The 19255-nt window shown below is 39.2% G+C and carries 17 protein-coding genes; 3 read left to right on the forward strand and 14 right to left on the reverse strand.

The features are described 5' to 3' along the window. From ubiE to udp, 5 genes are all read right to left on the reverse strand, one after another. Entirely contained in the window at positions 1–756 is a 756-nt protein-coding gene (gene ubiE, locus GWJ01_RS01350; protein ID WP_075672293.1) for a bifunctional demethylmenaquinone methyltransferase/2-methoxy-6-polyprenyl-1,4-benzoquinol methylase UbiE, read from the reverse strand. 83 nt (positions 757–839) lie between these two features. Then, positions 840–2180, reverse strand: a complete 1341-nt coding sequence (gene rmuC, locus GWJ01_RS01355) for a DNA recombination protein RmuC (protein ID WP_109394566.1) — start codon at positions 2178–2180, stop codon at positions 840–842. Positions 2181–2282: 102 nt separating this feature from the next. Beyond that, complete coding sequence (locus GWJ01_RS01360) at positions 2283–2813, reverse strand: DedA family protein (RefSeq protein WP_161710608.1); 531 nt, start codon at positions 2811–2813, stop codon at positions 2283–2285. A gap of 71 nt (positions 2814–2884) precedes the next feature. Continuing rightward, on the reverse strand, positions 2885–3667 hold the full coding sequence (locus tag GWJ01_RS01365) for a tyrosine-protein phosphatase (RefSeq protein WP_161710609.1): 783 nt from the start codon (positions 3665–3667) through the stop codon (positions 2885–2887). Between the two features lie 148 nt (positions 3668–3815). Next, entirely contained in the window at positions 3816–4574 is a 759-nt protein-coding gene (gene udp / locus GWJ01_RS01370; RefSeq protein WP_023583501.1) for a uridine phosphorylase, read from the reverse strand. A 374-nt stretch (positions 4575–4948) separates the two neighbouring features. Between udp and GWJ01_RS01375 the strand changes: the two genes are divergently transcribed. After that, the gene (locus tag GWJ01_RS01375; protein WP_109394569.1) at positions 4949–5341 is read left to right on the forward strand and encodes a YidB family protein; all 393 of its coding nucleotides are present in this window, start codon (positions 4949–4951) and stop codon (positions 5339–5341) included. Positions 5342–5419: 78 nt separating this feature from the next. On the opposite strand, the gene GWJ01_RS01380 is transcribed toward GWJ01_RS01375, so the two are convergent. Next, complete coding sequence (locus tag GWJ01_RS01380) at positions 5420–6247, reverse strand: hypothetical protein (protein ID WP_161710610.1); 828 nt, start codon at positions 6245–6247, stop codon at positions 5420–5422. A gap of 181 nt (positions 6248–6428) precedes the next feature. After that, a complete protein-coding gene (gene metE, locus GWJ01_RS01385; RefSeq protein WP_161710611.1) occupies positions 6429–8702 on the reverse strand; it encodes a 5-methyltetrahydropteroyltriglutamate--homocysteine S-methyltransferase in 2274 nt (757 codons plus the stop codon). Between the two features lie 106 nt (positions 8703–8808). Between metE and metR the strand changes: the two genes are divergently transcribed. Then, positions 8809–9762, forward strand: coding sequence for an HTH-type transcriptional regulator MetR (gene metR, locus GWJ01_RS01390; protein WP_075672279.1), 954 nt, complete (start codon positions 8809–8811; stop codon positions 9760–9762). Here the strand turns inward: metR and GWJ01_RS01395 are convergent. The 5 genes from GWJ01_RS01395 to GWJ01_RS01415 form a co-directional block, all read right to left on the reverse strand. Continuing rightward, positions 9677–10549, reverse strand: coding sequence for a carboxylate/amino acid/amine transporter (locus tag GWJ01_RS01395; RefSeq protein WP_109394575.1), 873 nt, complete (start codon positions 10547–10549; stop codon positions 9677–9679). The two genes, metR and GWJ01_RS01395, sit on opposite strands and share 86 nt — an antisense overlap. A gap of 2 nt (positions 10550–10551) precedes the next feature. Then, complete coding sequence (locus GWJ01_RS01400) at positions 10552–12201, reverse strand: Na+/H+ antiporter (protein WP_099660254.1); 1650 nt, start codon at positions 12199–12201, stop codon at positions 10552–10554. Positions 12202–12593: 392 nt separating this feature from the next. Further along, positions 12594–13097, reverse strand: a complete 504-nt coding sequence (locus tag GWJ01_RS01405) for a GNAT family N-acetyltransferase (protein ID WP_109401918.1) — start codon at positions 13095–13097, stop codon at positions 12594–12596. Positions 13098–13224: 127 nt separating this feature from the next. Further along, on the reverse strand, positions 13225–14571 hold the full coding sequence (locus GWJ01_RS01410; RefSeq protein ID WP_109401919.1) for an NCS2 family permease: 1347 nt from the start codon (positions 14569–14571) through the stop codon (positions 13225–13227). Positions 14572–15324: 753 nt separating this feature from the next. Next, entirely contained in the window at positions 15325–16494 is a 1170-nt protein-coding gene (locus GWJ01_RS01415) for an RNA-guided endonuclease TnpB family protein (protein WP_161710646.1), read from the reverse strand. 56 nt (positions 16495–16550) lie between these two features. Between GWJ01_RS01415 and tnpA the strand changes: the two genes are divergently transcribed. Continuing rightward, entirely contained in the window at positions 16551–16976 is a 426-nt protein-coding gene (tnpA, locus tag GWJ01_RS01420) for an IS200/IS605 family transposase (protein WP_161710612.1), read from the forward strand. Positions 16977–17078: 102 nt separating this feature from the next. On the opposite strand, the gene GWJ01_RS01425 is transcribed toward tnpA, so the two are convergent. Next, positions 17079–18266, reverse strand: a complete 1188-nt coding sequence (locus GWJ01_RS01425; RefSeq protein WP_161710613.1) for an MFS transporter — start codon at positions 18264–18266, stop codon at positions 17079–17081. A 200-nt stretch (positions 18267–18466) separates the two neighbouring features. Beyond that, positions 18467–19213, reverse strand: a complete 747-nt coding sequence (locus GWJ01_RS01430) for a sulfite exporter TauE/SafE family protein (RefSeq protein WP_161710614.1) — start codon at positions 19211–19213, stop codon at positions 18467–18469. Between the last annotated feature and the right edge of the window lie 42 nt (positions 19214–19255).

The following is a 19255-nucleotide window of genomic DNA, read 5'->3' on the forward strand; positions in this document are numbered from 1 at the left end:
TCAGAATTTAAATCCTTTGTGTAAGGCAACTATACCTCCGGTCATATTGGTATAGGTAACTTGATCAAATCCGGCTTCTTCCATCATACCTTTTAGTGTTTCTTGGTCTGGATGCATACGAATTGACTCCGTTAAATAACGGTAACTTTCAGCATCATTCACAATCACTTGACCAATTTTTGGTAGGATATGAAAAGAGTAAGCATCATAAATCTTGCTTAAAGGATCAAGAACAGGTTTAGAGAATTCTAGCACCAACAGACGTCCACCTGGCTTTAATACACGGAACATAGAACGTAAAGCTTTCGCTTTATCAGTCACATTACGTAAGCCAAAGGAGATAGTGATGCAGTCAAAATGGTTATCAGGGAAAGGTAACTCTTCAGCATTTGCCTGTACATAGTTAACATTACCCACAATACCGTGATCGCGTAGCTTTTCACGCCCCATTTTCAACATAGAATCATTGATATCAGCTAAAACAACTTCTCCGTTTTCACCCACAAGACGAGAAAATTTAGCTGTTAAATCACCAGTACCACCAGCAAGGTCAAGGACACGTTGGTTACGTCTAACACCACTTGCTTCAATAGTATAACGTTTCCAAATGCGGTGAACACCAAAAGACATCAAGTCATTCATTAAATCATACTTAGACGCGACAGAGTGAAAAACCCTTGCAACCATGGTTTGTTTATCATCTTTGTCAACGGTTTGGAAACCAAAATCTGTTGTTTCCTTAGTTTGTTGAGTCATATTATTTGCCCGCTAATTAATCAAAATTTAGTAAATTCAGTACTGGTCGTTTTCAGAAATCTTTATCTCTTTATTTTATCAAATCAATCAGATGCTGATTTTTCAATGAGATCATTATCAATCGTTTTTTTTATCTCAACCCCTAAGGATTTAAAGCCTTCCGCTTGACTGATTAGATTTCCACGACCTTCAGAGAGTTTTTTCATCGCTAATAGATAGCCAGACTGCGCTTTTTGAATACTATTTCCTAGCCCTTGCATATCATCAACGAAAAGTCTTAATTTGTCATACATTTTAGCCGCTCTGTCTGCAATTTCTTGCGCATTTTGGCTTTGATATTCATAACGCCACAATGCGGCTATTGTACGCAAAGCAACAAGTAAAGTAGATGGCCCAACTAACATAATATTGTTTTTCAATGCTTCTTCTAGCAAGTCTGGAGAATGACCAATTGCAACAAGATAAGCGGGCTCAATAGGTATAAACATTAAAACATAGTCTAAAGACATTACACCTGGTAGTTTATGATAATCTTTTACACTCAATCCTTTAATATGCGCTTTAATTGAGTTCACATGTGCATAAAGCGCTTGTTTACGTTCACTATCATTATCACTACTAAAATACTTTTCATATGCCACCAGTGACATTTTAGCGTCGATAATAACATCTCTACCATGAGGTAGATGCACAATTACATCAGGTTGATAGCGACTACCATTTTCATGTCGAATACTCACCTGTGTTTCAAATTCGTGACCTTCACGTAATCCTGAAGATTCTAATATACGTGCTAATACCGTCTCACCCCAGTTGCCTTGAACTTTATTATCCCCTTTTAAGGCATTGGTTAAGTTAACGGCTTCTTGCGCCATTTTTACATTCAATTGTTGAAGCTGGCGAATTTCATGAACCAAGGTATGTCGTTCTCTGGCTTCTTGCCCAAAACCATCTTGAACTTGTCGCCGAAAGCTTTCGAGCTGTTCACGAAAGGGGGAAAGTAAATGCGTCAACCCTTGGCGATTTAACTCTTCAGTTTTACGTCCACTTTGTTCGAAAATACGATTAGCTAAGTTCTCAAACTGCGTTGCAAGCCGTTGCTCACTATTTATTAATAATCGTTGTTTTTCTTCTGCGGATATTCTGCTTTCTTCCCAGCGAGTTGTCACTTCTCTTAATTCAGCTTCTTGAGAAGTAATAATTTCTCGCTGAGCTCGTAATTCTTGCTCTAATTGTTCTATATGTTGTTGTAAAGAAGGGATAATTACCGCTTTTTCTTGGGCGATAGCAAGCTGTGTGTGATTTTCACGTAGCATGGCTTCTTTATCGGATAAACGTTGTTGGATAGACCACCAAACCAGCGCGCCTCCAACAAGTACACCACCTAATAAACCAATGATCCCATATAACAACTGAATATCCACTAAAGTGACCTTTTTACTTTCCAGCGGGCTACGTTAAAACGCATAGGTAATATTGTCTAGCAACAATTTACATCATGGCTTGATTTGCGATAAAGGACGCAGTTATCCCATCCATTTCGCAAGCCATTGCAAACCAAAAGCACCGGGCGCCAAAATGCCAAAAGCCCAAATCATGGCTGATGTTAAATTAGCAATTTGAAAATAACGTTGTGGCATCGCACAAATACCCGCAACTAACGGGACAATTGCACGAAAAGGCCCAAAAAAGCGTCCAATAAACACACCCCAAATTCCCCAGCGATTAAAGAATTGGTGACCTCTAACCAATGTTTGTGGTGAACGTGAAATTGGCCATAAATTTTTCACCCCGTCTTTATAGTGAAATCCTACCCAGTACGACACCCAATCACCAAAGAACGCGCCTAATGCAGCAGCAAGCCAAATCGGCCAGAAAAACAGACCACTTTCACCAATTAAGGCACCTAACCCCAATAAAATAACCGTGGCGGGAATAAGTAAAGAGATAAACGCGAGTGACTCACCAAAAGCAAGAAAGAACACGATCGGAATAGCCCAGATCTCGTGCTCTTTTACAAAGAGAGTGATGGTATGAATAATGTCTTGTACTGTCAAAATAGAGACCTTAAATTCGGTTAACCTAAGTGAAATAAAATATCCTGATTAACCGAATATAAATCACTTCATTATTCTAGAAAATAATTTTGTAAGGCATCTCGGCTAGAAGCATCTAAACCGATATCTTTTTCCAGCCAAGTATCCACATTACCGTAATGCTGATTAATACTCACCAATGCCGTTTGCAGAAACTCTTCTTGTACCGAATAAACATAAGCAAATTTATCAACAATGTTATCACTCATTGTTTTGGCATGTTCTTCTAAAAGATAAGCGCGATAAGGCGCTAATGTTTCATTGGTTAGCAAGTAATCTTCCATTACCACATCTAAAGATGCACCGAGTGCGAATAACACTAAAGCTGAGCCAACACCTGTTCTATCTTTACCTACTGCACAGTGTTGCACTACGCCCCCTTTTTCGGGTTGCGTTAATAACGTAGCTAATTGTTTATAGGCAGGGTTATTAATAGGTAACAATTTATATAGCTGAAACATAAAAGCTTTAGCATCAAATTGCTCGAGTATTTCAGGCGTCAGCTTTTCAAGATTGGCAGAGACTTCTTTAGATAACGGATTGGCAGGAGCATGATAATATTGCGCACCGTCCCAGACACGGTCGGGTTTATCAACAATTTCGCCACTATCACGATAATCAATGATTTGAAAAAGATTTTTATCAATGAGAAGAGATTGGTCTGTATTGGTTAATCTATCCAGCGAGCCAGAGCGGAAGAGCATTCCAGGTTTAATAACACCACCATTACTCAATTTTTTACCGCCTAAATCACGAAAGTTAATTCCGCCGACTAAAGGCAACACCGAAGGATGTGTTTGTAATATATCAGTCATAATGCCTCTTCTCATTGTTGTATTGTTAAGACCTCAAAGACCTTAACAGAAATTAGCGCCTGTTAACACATTAACATGATGAATTACCATACAAAAAAAGCCCTTAATACTTATGTATTAAGGGCTTTCATATTTGATTAAAAAAGACTTATTTCATTAAAATGCGAGCGGCTTCGATAACGATGCCTAGTGCATTATTTTCAGTTTTCTTCAGTAATTCCGCATCTGGAATTTCTTGTTGAGTACGATTTACGATAACACCCGCAACCATACCTGCACGTAAACCTTGGCTTGCACACATTGTTAATAATGTTGCAGATTCCATTTCATAGTTCATTACGCCCATTTCTTGCCACTCTTTCATAGAGCCTTTGAAACGGCGAACAACGCGGCCTGTATAGGTGTCGTAACGCTCTTGTCCTGGATAGAATGTATCTGAAGATGCAGTAACACCTACGTGTACAGTTGAACCATTGTCTTTAGCGGCTTTGTACAGTGCGTTCATACATTCAAAATCAGAAACAGCTGGGAATTCCATTGGTGCGAAATGTAAGCTTGCGCCATCTAAACGAACCGCAGCAGTAGTGACAAGAATATCACCTACATTGATATGCTCTTGAATTGCACCTGTTGTACCAATACGTAAAAAAGTACGGATACCTAACTGTGCTAATTCTTCAACTGCGATAGAGGTAGATGGACCACCGATACCTGTTGAGCAAACAATGACAGCTTTGCCATCAATTTCGCCACGCCATGACGTGTATTCACGTAAAGAAGCCAGATGAACTGGGTTATCCATTAATTTTGCAATTTTTTCGACACGCTTAGGATCACCTGGAACAATTGCTAAAGTGGCACCCTGTAGGTCATTTTTGGTTAAACCTAAGTGAAATACATCAGACATATCGGACTCCTCAATGGGACAAAACCAATGATCATTAAATTAAAAGTTACTGTATCAGTTTTTTAGACTTTTTTAGTGACCAACATCACTTACGAGACACTAATCAAAGTAACAATTTCATAAAATTGTGATCGATATCGCGAAAAACAGCATTAAAAATACATTTTCAGCGAATATATTATCAATATTCGCTGACTTCAATCATTCACGATACTCATACATCCATCCTAATTACTAGTATAGATGCAATAAACACCCTATCAAATATATACTCTTAAAACTCAAAGTATGACGAGTAGCTTTAAAACGCGTACACTACCCGCCCTTAAAATATAAACACCTAATGTGACAAACACATCGTCACTGGAGTAAACATGAGCTTATTTAACCAAATTGCGAGCCTACTAGGTGGCGAAAAAATCAATCAATATAAAACTGTCCTTGAGTGGATTGGATCTCAAGGTGGTATTGAAGGCTTAGTAAAGCAATTTGATACAGCGGGTTTAAGTGAGCTTATTCAATCTTGGATAAGTACCAATACCAATTTACCTATCAGTGCTGAACAAATCGTAGCGGTTTTTTCATCCCCTGTTATTAACGAACTGGCGTCAAAAATTAATTTAAATGCGACTGAAGCTTCTGAAATGGCTGCGCAATACTTACCTAAATTAATTGATAAAGTCACTCCGGATGGCGTTATACCTCAAGATTTAGATTTAGTCAGTGCTGGTATGGATATTTTAAAAGCGAAGATTTTCGGTGGCTAAATAAACAAAGTGTTTTAATGCGTTTTCCCTTACATTTCATAAGAGAAAACGCATCACATTCTTAATAATCAAAGTTGATTACAGCAAACCTTCTTCAATCAACGCTTCATGAAAACGTTGTTTCTCTTCAGGCGTTGCCTGAATGCGCTCTAAAGGCACATCTAAAGCATAAGGGATATTCTGTTGTGGCGAATAAACGGCTAATACATAAGTATTTCCATTTTGCTCAATTACAATAGGAGGTGTTTTCTTATTTCCTGAATAAGCGATACGGATATCTTTACCCTCTAAATTAAGATGATAAGTGGCAATAAATTGCTTATTACTCACAACCATTTTTGCGGGAATAGCTATTAATTTTAAAGGCTGAGTTCCCACTGATAATAATGCTTTTCTTACTTTACTCGTCAGTATTTGACGATAAATAAAAAAGATCACACTAAAACCAAATAAGCCGATAAAAATAATAGAGCTAATTAACCGAAGCCAAACATTATCTATCGCCACATCAACGGTCATTTTACTTAGATCATTTGCATCAACGACGGGTTCAACTAACACATCTTTGGGACCTAAATCTAAAAAAGTAAAATTACGCGAAACTTCATTACCTTTATAACGTAAATCAACACTACAGTTAGTCAGAACAAAGAGTTGCGAGCGACAAGAACCCTTCACCGTAGCATCAACAGGTACTGCATTCTCACTGATCTTATAATCATAAAGAATATTGGGAATTTGATAAGCACTAAATACCGTCATTGCTAGCATGAAAATAACTAAGAATAAGGTGCGAAATAATCCACCGTCTCCTCTTAGTGGAACTAATTTCAAAGGTCGAGATGGAAAAGCATCTAATACTTTATCCGAAAGTTTAATGCTAGTTTGCACAATAATTATATCCATAAAAATAGAGAGTTTTCGCAGTATAGCAACTCTAATGAATATCAATAATCAGATTTACTCTAAGTTTTAATGAATACCTTTCTTTTTTATTTTATATAAATTTAGCCTGCTATTTTGACTATGCGACTTATCTAAAGTAGCAGGTCAAAAATAACAGGCTAATGAACGATTAATTATTTTATTATATGCTCTGACGCAAATACTTAGCCGCCTCAACCATATTCGCTAATGCTGCGCGTGTTTCAGGCCAGCCTCGTGTTTTTAATCCACAATCTGGATTCACCCATAAACGCTCTGCAGGAATTCGAGATTGCGCTTTTCTTAATAAACCAACGATCCATTCCACATTTGGCACATTAGGTGAATGAATATCGTAAACACCTGGTCCAATTTCATTTGGATAATCAAAGTGTTCAAAGGCTTCTAACAGCTCCATATCTGAACGTGAAGTTTCAATAGTAATAACATCCGCATCCAGTGCCGCAATAGAATCCATGATGTCATTAAACTCGCAATAACACATATGCGTGTGAATTTGTGTTTCATCATCAGCAATGGCAGCACTTAATTTAAAGGCATCGACAGCCCAATCAAGGTAAGCCTGCCACTCATTACGACGTAGTGGTAATCCCTCACGTAATGCAGGCTCATCAATTTGAATAATACCAATACCCGCTTTTTGTAAATCATCCACTTCATCACGCAGTGCTAACGCAATCTGTTTTGCAATTGTTTCGCGCGTCACGTCTTCACGAGGGAACGACCAACATAAAATTGTCACAGGACCTGTAAGCATGCCTTTAACTGGCTTTTCCGTTAATGACTGCGCGTACGTTGCCCAATCTACAGTAATCGGTGCTGGGCGACTAATATCACCGATAATCACTGGTGGTTTTACACAGCGTGAACCATAACTTTGTACCCAGCCATTTTGCGTAAACACATAACCATCAAAATGTTCACCAAAATATTCCACCATGTCATTACGTTCAGCTTCGCCATGAACTAATACATCAAGACCAAGGTTTTCTTGTTCTGATATTGCTTGCTTAATATGTTCACTAATATTTGTGCGATAAGCTGCCGTATCTATACGCCCTTTCTTAAAATCTAAACGAACAGTACGAATTTCTGTTGTTTGCGGGAATGAGCCAATCGTGGTCGTAGGCCATAATGGCAGATTAAATCGAGCTCGTTGTACTTCTGCACGTTGAGTATAAGGTGAATTTCTTTCACTATCTTGTGCTTCAATTGCCTGTAAACGAGCCTCAACTGTTGCATTATGCACACGAGTCGAGTGCTGACGTTGACGAATTGGCGCACTGTACTGTGCTAATTGTTCATCATACTCACCTTCTGGTGCATTCAATGCCTTGGCTAACAAAGTCACTTCTTCACATTTCTGAACAGCAAAAGCAAACCAGCTTTTTACTTCATCATCAAGTTTCGTCTCTGCATTTAAATCAATTGGGCTATGCAGTAATGAACATGATGTTCCGATCCACAAAGGACGCTTATCTTTTAGCGCAATCACTTGCTGATAACGTGCGCTTAAATCTGCTTTCCAAACATTTCGACCATTAATGGCACCTAATGACAGTACCCAGTCTTTAGGTAACGCTTGGTGTAAATGTTGCAAATCATCTAGCCCAGCTGAAATGTCAACATGAAGCCCATTAACAGGTAAATTTTTAATAATATCAAGATGATGAGAAATACCATCAAAATAGGTTGTCAGCAGTAATTTAGTTTGTCCCGTTAATGCTTGATAAGCTGTTTGGTACGCATTTTGCCATTCAACAGGTAAATCGAGTACCAATGCAGGCTCATCAATTTGCACCCATTCAATGCCTTTCTCTTTTAATGCAGTAAGGACTTGTTGATAGATAGGTAAAATATCTTTTAACAGCGTTAATCTATCAAATTCAGGGCCTTTCACTTTACCTAACCACAAGTAAGTCACAGGACCGAGTAAAACAGGTTTTACTTTATAACCCAGTGCTAATGCTTCATCGACTTCTTCTAGCAACTCTTTCCATGCAAAGGTAAATGACTGACCTTGCTGAAATTCCGGTACGATATAGTGATAGTTAGTATTAAACCATTTCGTCATTTCAGATGCAGCAGCAGGTTTACCTGTTGGTGCTCTACCACGAGCGACTCTAAATAGAGTATCAAGATCGAGTGAGCCATCTTCATTACGATGACGAGGTGGCACATTACCTAACAGTAGGCTTGTACCTAATACTTGGTCATACCAAGCAAAATCACCGACAGGTAATAATTCAATACCTGCATCTGCTTGTTGTTGCCAATGGCGAGCGCGAAGTTCTTTACCCACTGCAACCAATTCTTCCTGTGAAATCTTGCCTGCCCAATAATTTTCTTGCGCCTTTTTGAGCTCTCTATCTAAGCCAATACGAGGGAAACCGAGTGTGTGATTGCGAATTGTCATAATTAAAATCCTGTTTTTAGCCGTCTAGATGTTTACACATCCATAATCTACAGGTAGTGTATAAATCACAAGCGCAAATTTTTCATCAACAACCTGAAGGTTTCTCATGATAGAAATAAAACATTTAAAAACGATCTTAGCATTGAAGCACACAGGCTCTCTTGCCAATGCAGCAAATCAATTGCATCAAACACAATCGGCTCTTTCACATCAATTTAGTGAATTAGAACATCGCCTTGGTTATCGAATTTTTGTACGTAAAAGCCAACCACTGCGCTTTACTTCACAAGGGGAAGTGCTCGTTAAATTAGCAGAAGAAGTATTGCCTATCGTTCGTAGGGCGATTGAAGCGTGTAATGAGCCGGGTAGTGTGAATTTGAATATTGCTATCGAATGCCATAGTTGTATTCAATGGTTAACGCCTGCATTACAGCAATATCGTCAAACATGGCCTGAAGTGACTGTTGATTTTCATTCGGGAGTGACATTCGATCCACAACCCGCACTATTACAGCGTGAATTAGATGTGGTGCTAACCTCCGATATCTTGGATGATCCTCGTTTACATTACACTCCGTTATTTGACTATGAAGTGAAATTAGTTTTATCGCCAGACCATCCTCTTGCTAATCGCTTACATATTCAGCCACAAGATTTAATTGCAGAAACCCTGTTTATTTATCCCGTACAAAGAGAGCGCTTTGATGTATGGCGCCATTTCTTGCAGCCAGCAGGGATCACACCACATTTTAAACACGTCGATAATACGTTGTTATTAATTCAAATGGTTGCAGCCGGTATGGGTATTGCTGCGTTACCTCATTGGGCTGTTGAGAACTTTGAAAAACAAGGATTAGTTGTTACAAAAACATTAGGAGAGGGATTATGGAGCCGGTTATATGCCGCTAACCGTAGTGGAGAGCAACATCAACCGGCAATTCGAGAGTTTATTCGCTTATCAGGTCAGCACGCTGTTAACAATCTTCCTTTTGTAAAGCAGGTCGGCGTATCCAGCGTCGATGGATCCAAAGTGATGCAACAATCAGGCTCGCGCCTATGATGAAACTTGGCCAATCTGGATGTTGTTGCCAAATAGAGAAATTCACTAATAACCCTGCTGGAACCATCATGTTATTCATAATAGCTAAGGTTCCAGCATCTACTTGTGTGGCACCATAGTTCCACATGAAATACCCTATTCCAGAAGCGCCAATCCCTAACCAGAGTAAAACCCCCCATTGTAGCGATGTTGTTGGCATTTTCTGCCAATCGGCAAAAAACAATGCACCAACTAATGAAACCGCAACTGCACCAAGATAAAACCAAGAAAATGCATGATGTTGAGGAATAGGATGTACTTCCATTAACCGTTTATAACCCACCTGACCAATAGCAAAGAAAATATTAGCCAGTTGCACTAATAACAATCCATACCAAAAATCATCACTTAAATGGTCATAGCGAATAATTGCCGCACCTAATACTGCTAATAATGAGCTAAATGCATAACCCCAACGTAATTTCTGACGCTCTAATAAATCATAAATTAGCGTGACATAAAGCGGTGTTAATACAGTAAAAAGTAAAAATTCAGCAACAGTCAAATAGTTATAAGCGTGGAAGACAAACAGATACATAATACCGAGTTGGCAAGCCCCCACGAGCATATAAAGCAAAATCACCTTAAAGCGAATTCCCTTCCAGCGTAAGAAAGGCAAGAAGACCAAAGCCGCCAAAGAAACTCGGATCAAAACAGAGAGCCAGCTATCAACCTGACCCGCGAGATACTCGCCGATCAGGCTAAAAGAGGCCGCCCACAACAGGGTTGTAATAACAAGCAACCACATAATTAATTATCTTTCTCTACTAACAACGCTTCCATTAAATCTAACTCATGCAGCAATAATTGAAGGGTTTCATTACTGATTTTTCGTGTTGCTCTTAGATGGTAAAGCTCACCACGTTCAGCGCGTAAAGCCGTTAGGCGAAAGCGTCTTTCGAGATCTTCTTCTAACATGTTATGAACCATTTCATCTTGATCAGCGGTTCTACGTCTTAGATAACCCGTTACACGCGAAGCAACTTCATTAATTTCTTCAGCATCTAACTGTTCTTCTGTACTTGCTGCTAAGCGCTCTTCCATTTTATTCAGGCTGACAATTGCCACTTCAGCCATCACTTTACGTGCATAACGAACTTCATTTTTGTCAGCTTCTTTGTCGGTTGCTTTCACGCCTTTTAATAGGAAAGGAAGAGAAATAATACCCACTAAAATCGACAGTAAAATAACGCCAGCAGCAATAAAGATAATTTGATAACGCCCCGGGAATGTACTGCCATCGGTTAAAAATAGTGGAATAGATAGCGCACCCGCAAGCGTAATAGCACCACGAACACCAGCAAATGACGATAGCCACAACTCACGCGTTGTATAATTAGCGAAATCGAGTGGGTGCTTTTTCATAAAGATCCTACTAATTTTCTTCATTAGCCATAACCAGGTAAATCGCAGGATCAACAGTGCAAAGTAGATAACGAAAACTGCTGCAAACAACATCCAGACTTCAACTTCAGGGTCAAGATCTGCTTGAATAACAGAGCTGGTCCAGATAATAGGAAGTTGTAAGCCAAGCATGATAAAAACAAGGCCGTTAAAAACAAATTCAAGCATTGACCACACGCTGTCAGCACGTAAACGCATTGCAAGAGGTGCATTGCGAATAACGCCTGATTTACTGATAGTCATACCAGCGGCAACAGCGGCCAAAATACCTGAAAAACCAATATGTTCTGCAATAAGATAAGAGGCAAAAGGCAACAGCAACATAAAGACGATTTGTGTAGCAGGATCGTCTCCACTCCAACGACTCATTAATCGTAGAGATTTACTGTAAAGCAAGGTGACTCCGATACCTGCGAGTAATCCCCCCACAGCAACTTTAAAGAATTCTAGCGTTGCACCGCCAACAGTAAACACCATTGTGCCCATTGCTACAGCAACCGCAAATTTCAAGGCAACCAGACCTGAAGCATCATTCATTAATGCTTCACCTTCTAAAATACCCATTATTCGCTTAGGTATTCGCCCTTTGCCGACAATGGACGAAAGTGCGACCGCATCCGTTGGCGAAAGTACGGCTGCTAATGCAAATGCAGAAATAAGAGGAATACTTGGCATCATCCAATAAATCAGATAACCGATACCAACGACTGTCACCATCACTAAAACAAGCACAAGAATAAAAATCTCACGCCCATTTTGGATAAATTCTCGTGTCGGTGTTTTCCAACCATCAACAAAAAGCAAAGGTGGGATCAATAGAACGAGGAACAATTCAGGATCAAAAGTGACATGTAAACCAAACTGAGGCCATGCCAATAAAGCCCCTATCACAATCTGTATTAATGGTAACGGAACACGAAAGGGAATTAATTTTGTAATAACTCCCGAAACTGAAACCACCAGTATTAAAATTAAAATAGTAAAGAAAATTTCCATGTTACCCTTACATGCCTATTTTTATCCTTGTAATAAGGAAAATCTACCGAAAGATAAAGAAACACATTATGTAAAATTCACGTACCATAGTTTTCTTTATCTATGCTTCTACTATGCTTCTACGCTTATTTTAAACAAATCCCACACAGACTCTGTGAGAATATTTAAAAATTAAGACTAATCGTATCTAACACCGCACATTGTACCCAATTTATTGCTCTTTATTTATTAACGGCATTAATTATAGAAAGCATACGTTTTTTATTTCTCTTTTACAGCTTAAGCAACGTAATAGATCATATAAAAACGTAAAATTTTAAGTCATTAAGTAAAAAATAATAGGTAAATAACACTAACGATTAAATTTGAGAGCGAACACACAATGCTGATGATTATTCAATTGTTCGTAACATCGACATCATAACAACATCACAATATTTACCCTCTCTAAAGGCAGCTTTACGGCGTATACCTTCAACTTCAAAGCCTAACTTCTTATAGAGATGCAAACCTCTTTCGTTATCTGAATACACTTCTAATTCTAATCGTGTGGCAGCTAACCAATTGAAAGCATAATCAATTGCTGTATTGATAAGTAACTTACCGACACCTTTCCCAGAGTATTCAGCGCCAACACCAATACCAAAACTGACAATGTGGCGACGACGAGGATGATTATCGATTATCAGAGCTAAATGTCCCGCAACTTGACCATCAATAGTTGCTACAAAATTAGGAATATTTTGTTCTGTAAATTCGAGTAATCTTTTTTTCCACATTGTGACTGAAGGAAAAGGAAATTGGCAAGTGCAAATATATAAATCAGGATGTGTATATAGCTGTTGAATTGCGACTGCGTCGTCTGGTTCGCCATGGCGAATTTTTATTTTTTGCATATATTCGACCAACTATTTAATTACTAGGTTTAATTTCGACAATAGCGAATAAAAGTAGATAAATAAATAGCAAAAAGGCGGAATAAAAATATATTCCGCCTTTTGTCTTTAAAACCGATTATTCAAATTAAATTGCCCACTCACCCGCATAAAATGCCACTAGAGCAATAGTAATTAATACTGTACCAATATTGAGTTTTCGCCATTCACCTGCAAAGACACGACCAATCACTAAACAGCCGAAACCTAACATAATACCGGTGACGATATTACATGTTAGAACAATAAACACAGCACATACCATGCCTGACATTGCATCAACAAAATCACTGAAATCTAACTTAGTGACATTACCTAGCATCAATAAACCTACATACATTAACGCAGGTGCCGTTGCATAAGCTGGAACTAAATAAGAGAGAGGTGATAAGAAAAGGATCAGTAAAAATAAAATACCTACCACTGTTGCGGTTAATCCTGTTTTACCACCAGCGGCTGTTCCTGCAGCTGATTCAACATAAACCGCAGCAGGAGCCGCACCAATCACACCCGCAAAAATGCTACTGACGGAGTCTGAAGTCAGTGCTTTTCCGCCATTAATAATTTGTCCGCGTTTATCTAATAAGTTTGCTTGACCGGCAACGGCACGGATAGTCCCTGTTGCATCAAAAATCGCAGTCATCACTAACGCAAGAACACTTGGTAAAACTAAAGGCTGTAAGGCACCTTTAATATCCATCGCAAACAATAAAGAAAGCCCATCTTCACCTAATTGAGGCATTTTAAAGATGCCTTGATATTTCACATTAGGATCGAAAATCAGCCCAATAATAGAAATGGCAACAATCACCAATAATACACCACCCGGAACTTTACGTTTTTCTAATCCGAAAATAGCGGCTAATCCTGCAAGTGACATCAGAACAGAAAATGAAGTGAATTTACCCATTGCCACAGGCAAACCATCAAATGGGTTTTTAACGACAAGCCCAACACTATTGGCAGCAATTAAAAGTAAAAATAAACCTATCCCTATTCCTGCACCATGAGCAATACCTGTCGGAATATTTTTTAAGATCCAAGTACGAATGCCGGTTAATGAGAATACGGTGAATAAACACCCCATTAAAAACACGGCACCTAAAGCAACAGGCACAGAGATGTTTTGTCCTAAGACCAAGCTGAAAGCAGTAAATGCGGTTAATGAAATAGCACAACCAATTGCCATAGGAAGATTTGCCCACAATCCCATTAGAAGAGAGCCCAATCCCGCGACTAAACAGGTTGCGATAAAAACCGCGGTATGTGGAAAACCGGCTTGTCCTAACATGCTAGGAACAACAATCACGGAATACACCATCGCCAAAAATGTCGTCAAACCGGCGATCATTTCTTTGCGAACAGTTGTACCGCGAGCTGTAAGTTTAAAATAGCTATCCAGTTTACCTGTGGTTGCTGATTGATTAGCAGACATTACATTCCTCTGACATAAAAACGGTTCACTCTCCAAAAAACGAAAACGATTACGTATAAATTAAAATAACCTCTTATTGATAAAAATCTTAAGAGGGAGTCAAAAGCAAACGTTTGGTTTTTCGTGTGGATTGAGTGAGAGAATTTGACGCAAACGATTATCTGGTGCTTTTAGGGTAAGAATCAAGCAAAAAAATACATTTTTAATAAAAATGTCATAAAAAGATAATTTAAAGTCAGAAAAAAAGGAAAAAGAGGAAAGCAGTTGCCTACTTTCCTCATCATTCTACTTTTGTACAATCATCCAATATCATTCTTATCCCACAGTAGAAGTTAACTTAATTAATTGTTTTTACTAGATTTGTTTTAAACAAGATAATAACTAGGTATATTTATCTATTATTAGTAACCTTAATAAGTTGCTTAGATAAATAATACCTCTCGTTCCCAATGTGTGGCGATTAATGGTTTGCAGTATTCGTTATTTTTATCTGAAGATATTGCTATCTTCTACTTCTAACATTAGATGAATAAATGTTGTTTTAGCAAATTGCTTTCTATTCAATATAGACATTTCTAGATTATTCTTAATAAATTTTAAAATAAGTACAATTACGAAACACAATTATAATAATTTATAAAAAACAAAAAGATAAAATATTAATATTTAGAAATCGAGAAAAGGGAGAGTTCCTCTATCGTATTCCTAACACCGTGACTGCTCCCCGCCCTGTCGGGCGAAGCTTCCCACTTCTCAGGCCGCAACCGTCTGTATGACGGATTTACGCAGGGCTCCATGGGCAGAAACGACGAGTCCCGCCGCTTGTAATTCCAGTATGCCCTTGCATTCGATGTTGATCGCCGCGTTGATATCGCGGTCATGTTCAACTCCACACTCTGGACACTGCCATATGCGCTTATGTAATGGCATTTCTGGCATCCTGTGACCGCAACAATGGCAGGTTTTCGAACTGGCGAACCATTGATCCAGTTTCACCACATGAACACCTTTTTCTGCTGCTTTGTATTCCAGTTTGGTGATAAATCCAGACCATCCCGCATCGCCTATCACACGAGCCAGATGAGGGTTTTTCATCATATTTGCCGCTTTCAGCGTCTCGACAATTACCGCTTGGTTTTCGTCAACAATTGCGCGAGATAACTTGTGCTGGAAATCGACATGGGCATTGGCTACACGTTCGTGAACGGTGGCTAGTTGTATTCTGGCTTTGCGTCTGTTAGCGCTCCCTTTTTTCTTGCGGGAGAGGGTTTTCTGCTTCCGGCGCAGATTGTGGCTGGCATTGATAAGATGGCGCGGATTAGCAATTTTATTGCCATTCGATTTGATGGCAAAATGCGTCAGCCCCATATCGAGCCCCGTCACGTTTGATATCAGTGCGGGCTTCGCTGGCGCTTCCATTCCGTCGTCACAGAGTAACGAGGCGTAATATTTCCCCGTTGCGGAACGGCTGATAGTAATGCTTTTTAACGTGCCCGTGATTTCACGATGCAATCGTGCTTCAATCGCCGGAATTTTCGGAATTTTGACAGCATCATCCAGCACTTTCACCCCAACACAGTGATAGCTCGATTGTTTGCCGTGTTTACGTTTGAATGCAGGGAAATGCGCTTTTAATTTCGGATTAAAGAAATTGGAAAAAGCCACATCGAGATTAATCACCGCCTGCTGCAACGCAATAGAATCATATTCTTTAAGCCATCCATATCTGCGGGATTTCTTCGCCACAGCAAGCAGTGGTTTGAGGTCTTTACGCGGGTTTAAATTTACGCCGTGTCGCTGGTAAGCGTGTTTCTTGATATGCAGAGCTTTGTTGTACGCGAAACGAACCGCACCAAACTGAGCATTGAGATATTCAGCCTGCTCTGGTGTCGGGTAGATGCGTATTTTTGTTGCTCTTAATATAATTAGCGCTCATTGATATAATGCTTTTATATTAATAGGTTAAGAGAGAATATCAATTGAGTAAACGATGTGAAGCGCTGGAGGGTTTCCTCCACAAAAGGCACAGTGTCAGCAAGCTGGTTGTGCATCTGATCTTTACGACGAAGTATCGACGTAAGCTATTTGACGGACAAATGATCGCTCAACTGCGTGAAGCTTTTGGCTCCGCTGCAGCAAAACTTGAATGCGAAATTATTGAGATGGACGGAGAGCCTGACCATGTGCATCTGCTGGTTGCTTACCCCCCAAAACTGGCGGTCAGTGTGATGGTCAACAATCTGAAATCAGTATCATCGCGGCTATTGCGCCAGCAAAACACACATTTACGAATGCAAGGCAAAACTGGGCTTCTTTGGTCAAGATCGTACTTCGTCTGTAGTGCCGGAGGTGCGACGATTGAAACACTCAGAGCCTATGTTCAGAGCCAGTCAACCTCTGACTGATCTTTAAAGCCCTTCGGGCTTTTCACCTTATATCCCCGCCCGTATTGGGCGAGGGTTTACGGCAGATTTTGCTAAATGGAATACGATAGAGAAGAAATGATATTAAGATGAGCTACTATTGAGAGCTTCAACGCCTAGATTCCAACGTTCCATCGTTGATACTAAGAATAAGCCTGTCATAGCAACCAATAAAAATGGTAGTGAAGATGAAGAAATTTCTGACAATGCGCCAGCCAGCAAAGGCCCAGATAAATTACCTATTCCCCATAACATCGCAGCTGACGCATTAGCGACCATCAAGTCATTACCTGAGAAATATTGCCCTATTTGTACCAACGCAATGGTGTATATCGCACCCGCTGTTGCACCCAGCACCAGTAATAAAGGCCAAATCAAAAATGTATGAGACATCGTGATAGGCAATAATAAGCTTGCGAGTAGAGTAACTACACCACAAATTCGATATAACCGTGTCCTGTTCATGTGGTCAGCAAGCCAGCCAAACGGCATTTGCATAATGGCGTCACCGGCTAAAATAGCGCTTATCATCATGGCTACAATCGCTTCAGTATGTCCCACACTTAGACCATAAATAGGAAACATTGAAAGTACGGTGCCATCAAAAAAAGCAAAAAATACAATACCGCCACAGATTGCGGGTGCAACTTTAACAAAACGAATAATAGAAAAATTCGGCTCTTGCGTATCTTTTGGTAATTTATCTCCTGTTTTCTGATCCATCATTAAAAACAGGACAATAGAGATAATATGAATAAAGACACTAATTAAAATAGGTGTCTTATCTGCAACTCCATATAGCGCAATAATTGAAGGACCTAATAACTGACTAATAGTAAATACCGTGGTATATACCGCTAAAATTCGCCCTCGTTTATTATCAGGTGAAAGCTCATTGATCCACGTTTCGCCTAAACAAATCATCACACCGCTGGCAATGCCAGTGATTAATCGTAAAGGAAATAACAACTCTAGAGGTAAGCTTCCCATTAAGGGTAACAAACTGATTGCAGAAACAATGGTGGCTAATAGCATGGCAAAGCGTTTACCAACCCATTGCACAATACGCCGAGCAAAAGGTGAAACAACTAACATCCCAATAGCTGGCGCTGCAGAAATAAGTCCAATGATAGATTCACTAATACCCGCTAAGTTGAGGCGCAGTGCAACCATAGGAATAGTTAATCCGATAACAATCCCGATAACGCCAATACTTACCGTGATAGTTGTTATCGCAAAAACTTCGGATTGGCGATAATTTTGATGTGACATGTTATTTTGTTTCTGTGAATAACAGAAACCTCTGTAATAAAAGGAAGGAGGTTAAATAAAATATTGTTATATTATAGGGGATAAGAAATAGATAAACATGCTTAAAAAGTAACGTTAATCAGAGAAAGATCTCCATTTGACTCACGAAGATCTTTGCCTTTCACAATATTCTCACTTCACCGTCATTTGTCCTACAACGCTTAAGAAAAATAACGGTAGATAAGCACAGCACCCGATACCAATACAATGGCATAAATCACACTCATAAATCGTGCTTTTGACATCTGTAATGTTAAATTTCGTCCTAACCATACACCAGCAAACATAGCTGGTAAGAAAATAACCGCTAACTTAAGAATATCCAATTGCCAATAAATACCCGCAAATAAAAAAATCACCACCCGCGTTAGTGTACTAAAACCAATCAATGTGGTTTGTGTGATGCGAAACTTATTTTTGTCTGCAATCCTACCTGATAAATAGATCGCATATAAAAAACCACCACTACCAAACAATGCGCTAAATACCCCACCAATTAACCCAAAAGGATAAACCAAGCGTTGAGAAAATTGGCTTTCTTGTTTTTTCCAAAATAGTGCATAGATTGCATAGCAAGTGGCAAAGATACCTAAAAGAAGAGAAAGTAAATCAGGACGTGTGGTTAATAAAATTGTCGCACCGACAAGACTACCAATAATAATAAGCGGAATAAGATAGCGTATCTCTTTAAAATCAGCCTGTTTACCATCCCTTACGACATTCACTATAGCTGCACTTAAATCGATTAATGCCAATAAAGGCACTATCATTGAAAGAGGTAAATAAAGTGCTAATACTGGACCAGCAATTAACGCCGAGCCAAATCCAGCCATACCGAAAATAACGTAAGCAAAAAATAAGGTAAGTAGGCAAATAAAAAGATCAGACCAACTAAGCAAGTCCATCATAACAAACCTTGAATAATTATCATTTATTGAAGGATATTAGCG

This window comes from Proteus sp. G2618 (genome assembly GCF_009915995.1).
GTDB classification, from domain to species: domain Bacteria; phylum Pseudomonadota; class Gammaproteobacteria; order Enterobacterales; family Enterobacteriaceae; genus Proteus; species Proteus terrae.

Excerpts from the sequence above, each read along its gene's own strand:
- ubiE (WP_075672293.1), bottom strand. The coding sequence starts at position 756 with ATGACTCAACAAACTAAGGAAACAACAGATTTTGGTTTCCAAACCGTT.
- GWJ01_RS01365 (WP_161710609.1), bottom strand. The coding sequence starts at position 3,667 with ATGACTGATATATTACAAACACATCCTTCGGTGTTGCCTTTAGTCGGC.
- udp (WP_023583501.1), bottom strand. The coding sequence starts at position 4,574 with ATGTCTGATGTATTTCACTTAGGTTTAACCAAAAATGACCTACAGGGT.
- GWJ01_RS01375 (WP_109394569.1), top strand. The coding sequence starts at position 4,949 with ATGAGCTTATTTAACCAAATTGCGAGCCTACTAGGTGGCGAAAAAATC.
- GWJ01_RS01380 (WP_161710610.1), bottom strand. The coding sequence starts at position 6,247 with ATGGATATAATTATTGTGCAAACTAGCATTAAACTTTCGGATAAAGTA.
- metE (WP_161710611.1), bottom strand. The coding sequence starts at position 8,702 with ATGACAATTCGCAATCACACACTCGGTTTCCCTCGTATTGGCTTAGAT.
- metR (WP_075672279.1), top strand. The coding sequence starts at position 8,809 with ATGATAGAAATAAAACATTTAAAAACGATCTTAGCATTGAAGCACACA.
- GWJ01_RS01395 (WP_109394575.1), bottom strand. The coding sequence starts at position 10,549 with ATGTGGTTGCTTGTTATTACAACCCTGTTGTGGGCGGCCTCTTTTAGC.
- GWJ01_RS01400 (WP_099660254.1), bottom strand. The coding sequence starts at position 12,201 with ATGGAAATTTTCTTTACTATTTTAATTTTAATACTGGTGGTTTCAGTT.
- GWJ01_RS01405 (WP_109401918.1), bottom strand. The coding sequence starts at position 13,097 with ATGCAAAAAATAAAAATTCGCCATGGCGAACCAGACGACGCAGTCGCA.
- GWJ01_RS01410 (WP_109401919.1), bottom strand. The coding sequence starts at position 14,571 with ATGTCTGCTAATCAATCAGCAACCACAGGTAAACTGGATAGCTATTTT.
- GWJ01_RS01425 (WP_161710613.1), bottom strand. The coding sequence starts at position 18,266 with ATGTCACATCAAAATTATCGCCAATCCGAAGTTTTTGCGATAACAACT.
- GWJ01_RS01430 (WP_161710614.1), bottom strand. The coding sequence starts at position 19,213 with ATGATGGACTTGCTTAGTTGGTCTGATCTTTTTATTTGCCTACTTACC.